The sequence below is a fragment of the Clavibacter michiganensis subsp. tessellarius genome, assembly GCF_021922985.1.
Classification (GTDB): domain Bacteria; phylum Actinomycetota; class Actinomycetes; order Actinomycetales; family Microbacteriaceae; genus Clavibacter; species Clavibacter tessellarius.
Map to the genome: position 1 here is coordinate 2054326 of NZ_CP040788.1, position 12139 is coordinate 2066464.

At 75.4% G+C, this 12139-nt stretch carries 9 protein-coding genes; 6 read left to right on the plus strand and 3 right to left on the minus strand.

Annotation, left to right across the window (positions count from 1 at the left end; genetic code table 11):
- Window positions 1–164: 164 nt before the first annotated feature.
- Window positions 165–788 carry a TetR/AcrR family transcriptional regulator gene (locus FGG90_RS09495; protein ID WP_086517224.1) on the plus strand — a complete coding sequence of 208 codons (624 nt, stop codon included), beginning with the start codon at window positions 165–167 and terminating at the stop codon, window positions 786–788.
- A gap of 130 nt (window positions 789–918) precedes the next feature.
- Here the strand turns inward: FGG90_RS09495 and FGG90_RS09500 are convergent, their stop codons facing one another.
- Complete coding sequence (locus FGG90_RS09500; RefSeq protein WP_043668722.1) at window positions 919–1473, minus strand: NUDIX hydrolase family protein; 555 nt, start codon at window positions 1471–1473, stop codon at window positions 919–921.
- A 140-nt stretch (window positions 1474–1613) separates the two neighbouring features.
- On the opposite strand from FGG90_RS09500, the gene FGG90_RS09505 reads away from it, so the two are divergent.
- The 4 genes from FGG90_RS09505 (at window position 1614) to FGG90_RS09520 (ending at window position 8137) form a co-directional block, all read left to right on the plus strand.
- Window positions 1614–2255 (plus strand): alpha/beta hydrolase, encoded by a 642-nt coding sequence (locus FGG90_RS09505; RefSeq protein WP_094131415.1) that lies wholly within the window; start codon window positions 1614–1616, stop codon window positions 2253–2255.
- A 92-nt stretch (window positions 2256–2347) separates the two neighbouring features.
- Window positions 2348–7174, plus strand: coding sequence for a DNA glycosylase AlkZ-like family protein (locus tag FGG90_RS09510; protein WP_094127694.1), 4827 nt, complete (start codon window positions 2348–2350; stop codon window positions 7172–7174).
- The gene (locus FGG90_RS09515; protein ID WP_165771375.1) at window positions 7171–7341 is read left to right on the plus strand and encodes a hypothetical protein; all 171 of its coding nucleotides are present in this window, start codon (window positions 7171–7173) and stop codon (window positions 7339–7341) included. The genes FGG90_RS09510 and FGG90_RS09515 overlap by 4 nt, the downstream gene beginning before the upstream one ends.
- Complete coding sequence (locus tag FGG90_RS09520) at window positions 7334–8137, plus strand: DNA-formamidopyrimidine glycosylase family protein (RefSeq protein ID WP_094127691.1); 804 nt, start codon at window positions 7334–7336, stop codon at window positions 8135–8137. The genes FGG90_RS09515 and FGG90_RS09520 overlap by 8 nt, the downstream gene beginning before the upstream one ends.
- Before the next feature lie 175 nt (window positions 8138–8312).
- On the opposite strand, the gene FGG90_RS09525 is transcribed toward FGG90_RS09520, so the two are convergent.
- Window positions 8313–9845, minus strand: coding sequence for an amino acid permease (locus FGG90_RS09525; protein ID WP_094127688.1), 1533 nt, complete (start codon window positions 9843–9845; stop codon window positions 8313–8315).
- Between the two features lie 253 nt (window positions 9846–10098).
- On the opposite strand from FGG90_RS09525, the gene FGG90_RS09530 reads away from it, so the two are divergent.
- Window positions 10099–11142, plus strand: coding sequence for a sigma-70 family RNA polymerase sigma factor (locus FGG90_RS09530; RefSeq protein WP_094127685.1), 1044 nt, complete (start codon window positions 10099–10101; stop codon window positions 11140–11142).
- A gap of 196 nt (window positions 11143–11338) precedes the next feature.
- Here the strand turns inward: FGG90_RS09530 and FGG90_RS09535 are convergent, their stop codons facing one another.
- Complete coding sequence (locus FGG90_RS09535) at window positions 11339–11926, minus strand: ANTAR domain-containing protein (RefSeq protein WP_094127682.1); 588 nt, start codon at window positions 11924–11926, stop codon at window positions 11339–11341.
- Between the last annotated feature and the right edge of the window lie 213 nt (window positions 11927–12139).

Consider the following 12139-nt stretch of genomic DNA (forward strand, 5'->3'; position numbering starts at 1 on the left):
CCCGCGCGCGGCGATCCGGAGCCGTCCCGGGAGCGCGCCGACTGCCCCGCGCGAGCGCCCGCGTCGCGCGTCGACGACGCGTCCGTGCCCCGATCCTCCACAGCCGAGGCACGACCTGGGGACGGTCGCGCGGGATCCCAGGCGCATCCGGCTACGTTGTGCCAATGACTCGCGCCGCCCTCGCCACCCGTGGCCCCTACCGCAAGGGCCTGGAGCGCAGGGAGCTCCTCATCCGCACGGCCATCGAGGTCTTCGCCGAGCAGGGGTACCGCGGTAGCTCGCTGCGCGAGATCGCGTCCCGCGCCGAGATCACGCCCGCCGGCCTGCTGCACCACTTCACCGGCAAGGAGGAGCTGCTGCTCGCCGTGCTGGAGCGCCGCGAGGAGCGCCTCGCCGCGGCCATCGAGCTGCACCGCCCGCGCAGCGTCGCGGAGCACGCGGCCGTCGTCATCGCCGACGGCGAGCAGAGCGCGTGCCTCACGCGCGTCATCGCCGTCGTGTCGTCGGAGGCGTCCGCCGCCGGCCACCCGCTGCACCTGCTCTTCCGCGAGCGCCGCGCCCGCGAGCTCGAGCGCATCACGGCCGGCGTCGTCGTCGACCAGGCACGCGGCCTCATCGACCCCGGGCTCGACCCGGAGGCCGCGGCCGCCGTCGTGCTCTCCGCCATGGACGGGCTGCACGTGCAGCGCTGCTACGGCGTCGGCGCGGGCGCGAGCGAGGCCTTCGAGGACCTGCGCCGCCACTACCTCGAGCCGCCGGCCTTCGCGGAGCGCGCGGCTGCGGTCTGAGCCCGCTCCTCGGCATCACCATCGGCCCGCGCCCTCGGCGCGGGCCGATCGTCGTCCGGGCGGAGCGCGCGCTCGGGCGGCGCATCCGGACGGGCAGCAGGTCGGTTCGGACCGCTGGCCCGCCGTCGCGCTAGGGCAGCACGCCCACCGAGGCCAGCGCCGCGCGGAGCAGCGCGCCGCGGCCGCCCTCCATGTCGGCGGAGACCGCATCGGACGCCGCCTCCTCGGGTGTCATCCACGTGATCTCGAGGGCGTCCTGGCGCGGATCGCACGTGCCGGTCACGGGCACCACGTACGCGAGCGACACGGCGTGCTGCCGGTCGTCCGTGTAGGGGCTCGCGCCGGGGAAGGGGAAGTACTCGGCGACCGAGAACGGCGTCGGGTTCGCGGGGAGCTGCGGGAACGCCATCGGCCCGAGGTCCTTCTCGAGGTGGCGGAAGAGCGCGTCGCGCAGGGTCTCGCCGTACATCACGCGGCCGGAGACGAGCATCCGGGTCATCTGGCCGGTGACCGTCGCGCGCAGCAGCACGCCGATGTCCTTCACCCGGCCCATGCCGTCGACCCGCACGGGCACGGCCTCCACGTAGAGGAGGGGCAGCCGCTGCCGGATCTGCGCGAGCTCCACGTCCGACAGCCAGCCGGAGTTCGGGTCGGGGATGTTCGGGTCCGGGGTGCGAACGGTCATGGTCCATTGTGACCCACGGCCGGAGCCCGGCGGCCACCCGGCGCGCGGACCGGCTGCCAGCCGCGGATGCGAGGATGGCGGCGCCGGCCGATCCCCGCGTCCGCGCATCCGCCGCCGCCCGGCCCGTCGACGAGGACCCCGTGACCGCTCTCCCCCTGGACCCCGACGCCGTCCTCTGGTCGGCCTCCGCCGCCGAGCTCGCCGACCGACCGCTGCTCGTGCTGCTGCACGGGTTCGGCTCGCACGAGGGCGACCTCTTCGGGCTGTCGCCGTACCTGCCGCTCGGGCCGGTGGTCGCGTCGCTGCGGGCGCCGATCGCGCTGGACGGCGGGCACGCGTGGTTCCCGATCGTGCCGGGGACGCGCGGCGACCCGGATCCGGACGCCGCCGACGCCGCGGCCCAGGGCGTGCTCGACTGGCTCGACGCCATGCCCGTGCGGCCGCGATCCGTGGGCCTCCTCGGCTTCAGCCAGGGCGGCGCGACCGCGCTCCAGCTGCTGCGGCTCGCGCCCGGCCGGTTCTCGTACGCGGTGCAGCTCAGCGGGTTCTCGGTGCGGGGCGAGCACGCGGGCGACGCCGCCAACGCGGCCGCGCCGACGCCGGTCTTCTGGGGCCGCGGCACGGCCGACCAGGTGATCCCGGACGAGGCCGTCGCGCGCACGAGCGCGTGGATCGGCGCCCACACCGACCTCACCGAGCGCATCTACGAGGACCTCCCGCACTCGGTCTCGGCGCCGGAGCTGCGGGACGTGTCGGCGTTCATCCGCGAGCACGCGGGCTGACGCGGGAACGCCCGACGCCGGGCCGTCGCGGCGGTCGTCCGGCGAGCGTCGGGCCGGGCGCGGATGTCGGTGGTGCGGAGGAGGATGAGCAGATGGATCCCGTCCTCGCGCGCTTCTCCCCGGCCACCCGGGAGTGGTTCCAGGGCGCCTTCCCCGGCCCCACGGCCGCGCAGACCGGCGCGTGGGAGGCCGTGCAGAAGGGGTCGCACGCGCTCGTCGTGGCGCCCACCGGATCCGGCAAGACGCTCGCGGCGTTCCTCTGGTCCATCGACCGGCTGGCCTCGCGGCCCGCGCCGGAGGATCCGATGCGGCGCACGCGCGTCCTCTACATCTCGCCGCTCAAGGCCCTCGCGGTCGACGTGGAGCGCAACCTCCGCTCGCCGCTCGTGGGCATCGTGCAGACGGCCAAGCGGCTGGGGGCCGAGCCGCCCGAGGTCACGGTGGGCGTGCGCTCCGGCGACACCCCGGCGGCCGACCGGCGATCGCTCGCGAAGACGCCGCCGGACATCCTCATCACCACGCCCGAGTCGCTGTTCCTCATGCTCACGTCGGCCGCGCGGGAGACGCTCGCAGGGGTCGAGACGGTCATCGTCGACGAGGTGCACGCGGTCGCGGCCACCAAGCGCGGCAGCCACCTCGCGCTCTCGCTCGAGCGGCTCGACGCGCTGCTCGAGAAGCCGGCGCAGCGCATCGGCCTGTCGGCCACCGTGCGGCCGCCCGAGGAGGTGGCGCGGTTCCTCGGCGGGCGCTCGCCCGTGAGCATCGTGTCGCCGAAGAACACCAAGGAGTTCGACCTCCGCGTCATCGTGCCGGTCGACGACATGACGGAGCTGGGCACCACGGCGCCGCTCGAGGGGTCGGCGGCGCAGGGCGACCAGCCGCAGCAGGGGTCCATCTGGCCGCACGTGGAGGAGGGCATCGTCGACCTCGTGCTCCAGCACAGGTCGTCCATCGTGTTCACGAACAGCAGGCGGCTGGCGGAGCGGCTCACGGCGCGGCTCAACGAGATCTACACCGGGCGCATCGAGGAGGGGCGGATCGACGCCGAGGGGCGGGCGATCGCGGGCGGATCCGCCGAGGCGTCGGCGGACGCCGTGCCGGTGCTCGCGGGGGCCGGTGCGCTCACGTCGGCGACGTCGACCTCGTCGGGCGGCGGCGCGGACGCCACCGCGTTCTCCGCCACGCGCCGCACCGCCGCGCGCCCGCCCGCCGAGGTCATGGCGCAGGCCGGGAGCACCGAGGGCGCGGATCCGGTGCTCGCCAAGGCGCACCACGGATCCGTCTCCAAGGAGCAGCGGGCCCTCATCGAGGACGACCTGAAGTCGGGGCGCCTGCGCTGCGTGGTCGCCACCTCGAGCCTCGAGCTCGGCATCGACATGGGCGACGTCGACCTGGTCGTGCAGGTCGAGGCGCCGCCGTCGGTCGCCAGCGGCCTGCAGCGCGTCGGCCGCGCGGGGCACCAGGTGGGCGAGGTCTCGCGCGGCGTCATCTTCCCCAAGCACCGGGCCGACCTCATCCACTCGGCCGTCGCCGCCGAGCGCATGGCGAGCGGCCAGATCGAATCGCTGCGCGTGCCCGCGAACCCGCTCGACGTGCTCGCCCAGCAGACCGTCGCGGCCGTCGCGCTCGAGTCCGTGGGCGTCGAGGAGTGGTTCGACATCGTGCGGCGGAGCGCGCCCTTCGCGACCCTGCCGCGCTCCGCGTACGAGGCCACGCTCGACCTGCTGAGCGGCCGCTACCCGTCCGACGAGTTCGCGGAGCTCCGGCCCCGCATCGTGTGGGACCGCGACGAGGGCACCATCGAGGGGCGTCCCGGCGCGCAGCGGCTCGCGGTCACCTCCGGCGGCACCATCCCCGACCGCGGCCTGTTCGGCGTCTTCATGGTGGGCGAGAAGGCGTCGCGCGTGGGCGAGCTCGACGAGGAGATGGTCTACGAGTCGCGCGTCGGCGACGTGTTCGCGCTGGGGGCCACGAGCTGGCGGATCCAGGAGATCACGCACGACCGCGTGCTCGTGAGCCCTGCGTTCGGCGAGCCCGGCAAGCTGCCGTTCTGGAAGGGCGACGGGCTCGGCCGGCCGCTGGAGCTCGGCCGCGCCATCGGGGCGTTCGTACGCGAGCTGTCCGGATCCGCGGTGGACGACGCCCGAGCCCGGGCCGGCCGCGTGGGCCTCGACGACCGCGCCGTCAACAACCTCCTCGCGTTCCTCGACGACCAGAAGAAGGCCACGGGCCACGTGCCGAACGACCGCACCCTCGTGGTCGAGCGGTTCCGCGACGAGCTCGGCGACTGGCGCGTGGTGCTGCACTCCCCCTACGGGATGCAGGTGCACGCGCCGTGGGCGCTGGCGGTCGGGGCGCGGGTCACCGAGCTGTACGGCATCGACGGCGCGACCATGGCCAACGACGACGGCATCGTCGTGCGCATCCCCGAGACCGACGGCGAGCCGCCGGGAGCCGACCTGTTCGTGTTCGAGCCGGACGAGCTCGACGCCATCGTCACGCGCGAGGTCGGCGGATCCGCCCTCTTCGCGTCGCGCTTCCGCGAGTGCGCCGCCCGCGCGCTGCTCCTGCCGCGCTACAACCCGGGCCGCCGCTCGCCGCTCTGGCAGCAGCGCCAGCGCGCGTCGCAGCTGCTCGACGTCGCGCGCAAGTTCCCGGCGTTCCCCATCGTGCTGGAGACGGTGCGCGAGGTGCTGCAGGACGTCTACGACCTGCCCGCTCTCACGTCGCTCGCGAAGGACATCGAGGCCAGGCGCATCAAGATCGTCGAGACCACCACGGAGGACGCGTCGCCGTTCGCGCGCAGCCTCCTCTTCAGCTACGTCGGCGCGTTCATGTACGAGGGCGACAGCCCGCTCGCCGAGCGCCGGGCCGCGGCGCTCTCGCTCGACGCCGGTCTGCTCTCGGAGCTGCTCGGCCGGGCGGAGCTGCGCGAGCTGCTGGATCCGGCGGTCATCGCGCGCACGGAGCTGGAGCTGCAGCGGCTCGCGCCCGACCGCCGCGCGAAGGGACTGGAGGGCGTGGCCGACCTGCTGCGGATCCTCGGGCCGCTCGACGCCGAGGAGGTCGCGGCGCGCCTCGAGCCCGAGGAGGCCGGATCCGCCGCCGACCACCTCGACGCACTCGTCGCCGGCAAGCGCGCGCTCCGCGTCTCGTTCGGCGGGCAGCCGCGCGTCGCCGCCATCGAGGACGCGAGCCGCCTGCGCGACGCCCTCGGGGTGCCGCTGCCCATCGGCACGCCGCTCGCGTTCGTCGAGCCCGTGACCGATCCGCTCGGCGACCTCGTCGGCCGGTACGCGCGCACGCACGGCCCCTTCACCATCGCGGATGCCGCCACCGGCATCGGCCTCGGAGCCGCCGTCATCGCCGACACGCTCGCCCGGCTCGGCGCCCAGCGGCGCGTGGTCGAGGGCGAGTTCCGGCCGGGCGCCTCCGGCAGCGAGTGGTGCGACGTCGAGGTGCTGCGGCGCCTCCGCAGCCGCTCGCTCGCGGCGCTCCGCAGCGAGGTCGAGCCGGTCGAGCGGGCCGCGTACGCCAGGTTCCTCCCGGCGTGGCAGCACGTCGCGGGAGCCGACCGCGAGCGCGGGCTCCGCGGCGTCGACGGCGTGCTGCAGGTCATCGAGCAGCTCGCGGGCGCGCCCGTCCCCGCCTCCGCGTGGGAGACGCTCGTGCTGCCCGCGCGCGTGCGCGACTACACGCCCGCCTTCCTCGACGAGCTCACGTCCACGGGCGAGGTCATCTGGTCCGGCGCCGGCACGCTCGCGGGCGCCGACGGATGGGTCAGCCTGCACCTCGCCGACCAGGTCGCGCTCACCCTGCCCGAGCCCGACGCGCACGACACCGACGAGCTGCAGCGGGAGGTCCTCACCACGCTCGGCACGGGCGGCGGCTACTTCTTCCGGCAGCTGAGCGACGCCGTCGGATCCACCGACGACAAGGCGCTCGTCACGGCGCTGTGGGACCTCGTGTGGGCGGGGCTCGTCACCAACGACACGCTCTCGCCGCTGCGGGCGCTGCTCGCGGGCGGATCCACCGCGCACAAGACGCCGCAGCGGGCGCCGCGCGGGCGCATGTACCGGGGCGGGCGGATGCCGCGGCCCGACATGCCCACGCGCACCGGACCGTCGACGGCGGCCGGGCGGTGGTCGATCGTGCCGCTGGCCGAGACCGACGCCACCGTGCGCGCGGCGGGCACGGCCGAGCTGCTGCTCGAGCGGTACGGCGTGGTCACGCGGGGGTCGGTCATGACCGAGCGCGTGCCCGGCGGCTTCGCGCTCACCTACAAGGTGCTCGCGGGCTTCGAGGACACGGGGCGCGCGCGCCGCGGGTACTTCATCGAGACGCTGGGGGCGGCGCAGTTCTCCACGGGCGGCACGGTCGACCGGCTGCGCGGGTTCACGCGGGACCCGGATGCGGGCGAGCGGCCGCTCGTCGCGCTGACGCTGGCGGCCACGGACCCGGCCAACGCGTACGGGGCGGCGCTGCCGTGGCCGCGGCTCGACGGGTCGGCGGACGGAGACGAGGGGGCGGGCGCGGATCCGACGGCGGAGGCGGGCGGCGTCGGCGGCGGCCCCGGCGCCTCGGCGACGGTCGCGGTGTCCGGCAGCGTCGACGCGCGCGGCGAGCGGCCCACGGGGCACCGGGCCGGCCGCAAGGCGGGCGCGCTCGTGGTGCTGGTCGACGGCGAGCTCGTGCTCTACGTGGAGCGCGGCGGCAAGACCGTGCTGCAGTTCGACGACGACGAGGCCGTGCTGCGCGCGGCGGCGGAGTCGCTCGGCCAGGTCGTGCGACGCGGCGGGGTCGCGAAGCTGGCGATCGAGAAGGTCAACGGCGCGTTCATCCTGGGCACGCCGCTCGGGTCGGCGCTGCAGGAGCACGGCTTCTCGGCGACGCCGCGCGGGCTGCGGATGCGGTCGTGAGCGGGCACGGGCACGGGCACGGGCACGGGCACGGGCACGGGAGCACCCGCGCGGCCGCGGGCGCACGACCGGCTGCGAGCGCCAACGCGAGCGCCGGCGCCACCCCGACCACGACCGCGACCGCGAGCGCCACCCCGACCGCCATCACGGGATCCGCCCGTGCCTGAGGGCGACACCGTCTACCGCACCGCCGCGCACCTGCACGAGGCGATCGGCGGTCAGGTCCTCACGCGAAGCGACTTCCGCGTGCCGCAGTACGCGACGCTCGACCTCGCGGGCGAGGAGGTCGACGAGGTGGTGAGCGTGGGGAAGCACATCCTCCACCGGATCGGCGACGTCACGATCCACAGCCACCTCAAGATGGAGGGCTCCTGGCACATCTACCAGCACGGCACCGCGTGGCGGCGGCCGGCGTTCGAGGCGCGCGTCGTGCTCGAGACGGCCGCGCGCGTCACGGTGGGGTTCTCGCTGGGCGTGCTGGAGGTGATCCCGCGCGACCAGGAGCACACGGTCGTCGGGCACCTCGGGCCGGACATCCTCGGGCCGGACTGGGGCGAGGAGGCGGCCGCCGAGGTCGTGCGGCGCATCGCGGCGCAGCCCGACCGGCCCATCGGCCTGGCGCTCCTCGACCAGCGCAACGCCGCGGGCATCGGCAACGTCTACCGGGCCGAGCTCTGCTTCCTCCGCGGCGTGCTGCCCACGCGGCCGGTGCGCGAGGTCGCCGACCTGCCCGCGATGATCGCCCTCGCCCGCCGCACCATGCGCGCCAACCGCGACCGCATCGAGCGCACCACCACGGGCGACCTCCGCCGCGGTCGCACCGACTGGGTCTACGGACGCAAGGGCAAGCCGTGCCTGCGCTGCGGCACCAGGATCCAGCAGGGCCAGCTCGGCGACCCCGTGCGTCCCGGCATGGGCTCGCAGGACCGGGTCACCTACTGGTGCCCGCGCTGCCAGACCTGACGCGCGATCCCGACGCCGCACCACGCACGACACCCGCGCAAGCCCGGCGTACGCACCAGGCCGTCGCACCACGCCCACGGTGCGCACCGCCCGCGCACACGCACGGCGCCCGCCGCGTCCGGGTGGACACGACGGGCGCGAGAGGCGCCGCGGCCGCGGCAGCGGCGCGCGCGGATCAGTCCCGCGGCGTCGACGCCGACGGCAGCTCGGGCGCCGGCTCCCCGCCCGCCGCGATCCGCGCCTCCTCCTTGCCGACGAGCGAGTTGCGGCGTCCGTAGAGGAAGTAGACGGCGAAGCCGAGCGCGAGCCAGACGAGGAAGCGCACCCAGGTGAGGGTCGTGAGGTTGAGCATCAGCCACACGCAGAGGACGGCCGAGAGGATCGGCAGCCACGGCATGAAGGGCACGCGGAACGACGCGCGGATGTCGGGCCGCTTCTTGCGCAGCACGATCACGCCGATGCTCACGAGCACGAACGCGGACAGCGTGCCGATGTTGATCATCTCCTCGAGCACGCCCACGTCGGTGAACCCGGCGAGGGCCGCGACCACGACGCCCGCGATGATCTGCACCCGCACCGGCGTGCGGCGCTTCGCCGACGTGCGGCTGAGCCCGCGCGGCAGCAGGCCGTCGCGGCTCATCGCGAACACCACGCGCGCGAGGCCGAGCAGCAGCACCATGAGGACGGTGGTGAGGCCGAGCAGCGTGCCGATCGAGATGACCTGCGCCGCCCATCCGGCGCCGACCGCGGTGAACGCGGTCGTGAGCGAGGGCTCCTTCGCATCCGCGAGCACCGTGTACGGGACCATGCCCGTGAGCACGAGGGTCACGAGCACGTAGAGCACGGTGACGACCGCGAGGCCGGCGAAGATGCCGCGCGGCAGGGTGCGCTGCGGGTCCTTGACCTCCTCGGCGCTCGTGGCGACGACGTCGAAGCCGATGAACGCGAAGAACACGAGCGAGGCGCCCGCGAGCAGGCCGTAGAGGCCGTACTGCGTGGGCTCCTGGCCGCTCGCCCAGGAGAAGAGGGACTGGGTCCAGACGTCGGCGGATCCGCCCTCGGCCGGGCGCTGCGGCGGGATGAACGGCGAGTAGTTCTCCGCCTTCACGTAGAAGGCGCCGACCACGATCACGAACAGGACGACCGCGACCTTGAGCACGGTGAAGACGCTCGAGACGCGGCTGGAGAGCTTGGTGCCGAGCACGAGCAGCACGGTGAAGATCGCGGTGATGAGCACGGCGCCCCAGCTGATCCCGAGGCCGGCGACCGTGATGGTGGACGGGATGTCGAGCCCCGCGAGCTTCAGCGCCGACTCCAGGTAGATGCCCCAGTACTTCGCGATGACCGCGGCCGCCGTGAGCATCTCGAGGATGAGGTCCCACCCGATGATCCACGCGAGCAGCTCGCCCATGGTCGCGTAGGTGAACGTGTACGCGCTGCCCGCGACCGGCACGGCGGAGGCGAACTCGGCGTAGCACATGATCGCCAGGCCGCACGTGACGGCGGCGAGCACGAACGCCAGCGTGACCGACGGACCCGCGTAGTTCCCGGCCGCCTTCGCGCCGACGGAGAAGATGCCGGCGCCGACCGCGACGGCGACGCCCATCAGCATGAGGTCCCACGTGCCGAGGGAGCGGGTGAGGCTGCGCTCGCCTCCCGCGGCGTCGGCGAGCGACGACTCGATGCTCTTGGTGCGGAACAGGCTCATGGGGCGTCCGTTCGGTCGGGCGGCGGGGAACGGGGATCGAGCCTACCGGCGGGCGGGTCGAGCCCCCGTCCGGGGGCGCTGCTCCGGACTGGTGCGGATCCGCGGCCGGTCGACACGCCCGGCGTCCGGAGAAGCGGGAGAAGCGCCGAGGAGAAGTGCTCGGCCGACCTAGGCGCGCCCGAGGAGCAGTGCTTCTCTGGAGGAGCGGTCAAGCAGCGTGCCGCGTCCGACACCCGTCCGGAAGGTCCCGAGAGTGACCATCACGCTGCGCTCGCGCGCCCCCGTCGCCGCACCGCCCGCCCCGCCGCGGCCGGCGGAGCCCGTGTCGGCGACCGTGCCGCGGACGGCCGCGCCGTCCCGCCTGCCGGCCGCGCTGCCCCGCACGGCCGCGCTGCCCCGCACGGCCGCGCTGCCCCGCACGGCCGCCGTGCCCGCCGGACTCGCTGCAGCACGCGAGGAGAAGCGCCGGGTGACGCACGACCGGTTCGTGCGCGCCGCCGCCGCGGGCGAGGATCCGACGGGCGAGGCCGAGCGCCGCCGCCTCCACGACCAGATCGTGCTCGACCACCTCGAGCTCGCCGACCAGCTCGCCCGCCAGCACTCGGGCCGCGCCCACGACTGGAGCGACCTCCGCCAGGTCGGCTACCTCGGCCTCGTGAAGGCCGCCCGCCGCTACGACCCCGGCTTCGGCGCGCCGTTCGTCTCGTTCGCGATCCCGACCATCTCCGGCGAGATCAAGCGCCACCTGCGCGACAACGGCTGGGTCGTGCGTCCGCCCCGGCAGGTCCAGGAGCTGCGGCACGCGCTCGTCGCGGTCGTGCCGGCGCTCGCGCAGCGGCTCGGCCGCACCCCGACCGACGCCGAGCTCGCCGCGCACACCGGGCACTCCCGCGAGGAGATCGCCGAGGCGCTGGCCGCGCACTCGAGCCTCCGGCCCGCGTCCCTGGACTTCACGGTGCACGAGGAGGAGGGCACGTCGCTCGCCGAGACCCTCGGCGCCGAGGACCCCGGCTACGCCCGCGCCGAGCGCAGCGTGCTGCTCGACGGCGCGCGCGGGGTGCTCAGCGAGCGCGACCGGCGGATCCTGCACCTCCGCTTCGTCGACGAGTGCAGCCAGAGCGAGATCGCCGCGGAGCTCGGCGTGACGCAGATGCAGGTGTCGCGGCTGCTCGCGCGGATCCTCGGCCGGCTGCGCGCGGAGCTCACGCGCGGCGAGCCGGAGGCGCTGCCCGAGGCCGAGCCGCTCGCGGAGGTGTCGCCGATCCGGCCGCGGGGGGCGGACCGGCGCTCGGCGTGAGGCGCGGCTCGGCGTGAGGCGCGGCTCGGCGCGGCGTGAGGCGGGGCTCGGCGCGGGACGGGGCGCGGCGTGGCGTGAGGCGGGGCTCGGCGTGAGGCGCGGCGCGGCGTGAGGGGCAGCGAGGTCCGCGCCGGCGCGGCCCGACGGTAGCGCCCGCCCGCCGGCCAGCACGCGGCGCCGCGGCGACCGGATCCGGTCAGGCCGTCGGCAGCACGCCCGTCTCGACCACGCGGCGGGCGACCTCGACGAGCTTGACGTTGCCGTCCTGCGAGTAGCGGCGGAGGACCTGGAAGGCGCGGTCGGCGTCGAGCGAGAAGCGCTCCATGAGGATCCCCTGCGCCTGCCCGATGACGGAGCGCGAGGCGAGGCCGCGCGCGAGGTCGTCGGCGGAGTCCCACGCGGCGAGCGCGATGCGCGCGTGCACGGCGACCTCCTCGGCGACGGCGCGGTCGGCCTCGCCGAGCGGGCCCGACGCGCGGTGCAGCGCGACGGCGCCGACGGCGCTGCCGACGCCCGGCGTCGCGGACGGATCCTCGTCCATCGCGACGACGACGAGCCCGGATCCCGCGACCGGCCCGGGAGCGGACAGCAGGGCGCGCAGGTCCGCGCCGGTCTCCCCCGCGACGGCGACCTCGGGCTCCCGCTGCAGTACGACGGCGGCGCCCGTGGCGGACGAGGCGTCGAGGAGGGCGGCGAGCAGGAGGTCCACGCCGGCGGCGCGGCTCGGGGCGGAGTGGAACGCGGCGACGACGCGCGCCGGCAGGGCCGACCGGTGCTGCTCCATCCGACTCCTCCCGCTGATCGGGGGCGTCGGCGCTCGTCGGGCGATCTCCGCCCGGACCCGCCGCGTCGCGAGGAGACGCCGAGCCCCGGCTCGACCGTTCGATTATCGCACCATGGGTTTGCACCCAAAGCGAGTCGCGGGAGAACTCACGGGGAGACGTTCGCTGCCGCGACGGCGCCGGCGACGGCGCCTGCGCCCGTGACCGCGACGCCG

Bases quoted from the DNA above. Each gene is read 5' to 3' on its own strand.
- FGG90_RS09495 (WP_086517224.1), top strand. From the start codon at position 165: ATGACTCGCGCCGCCCTCGCCACCCGTGGCCCCTACCGCAAGGGCCTG.
- FGG90_RS09525 (WP_094127688.1), bottom strand. From the start codon at position 9,845: ATGAGCCTGTTCCGCACCAAGAGCATCGAGTCGTCGCTCGCCGACGCC.
- FGG90_RS09500 (WP_043668722.1), bottom strand. From the start codon at position 1,473: ATGACCGTTCGCACCCCGGACCCGAACATCCCCGACCCGAACTCCGGC.
- FGG90_RS09535 (WP_094127682.1), bottom strand. From the start codon at position 11,926: ATGGAGCAGCACCGGTCGGCCCTGCCGGCGCGCGTCGTCGCCGCGTTC.
- FGG90_RS09510 (WP_094127694.1), top strand. From the start codon at position 2,348: ATGGATCCCGTCCTCGCGCGCTTCTCCCCGGCCACCCGGGAGTGGTTC.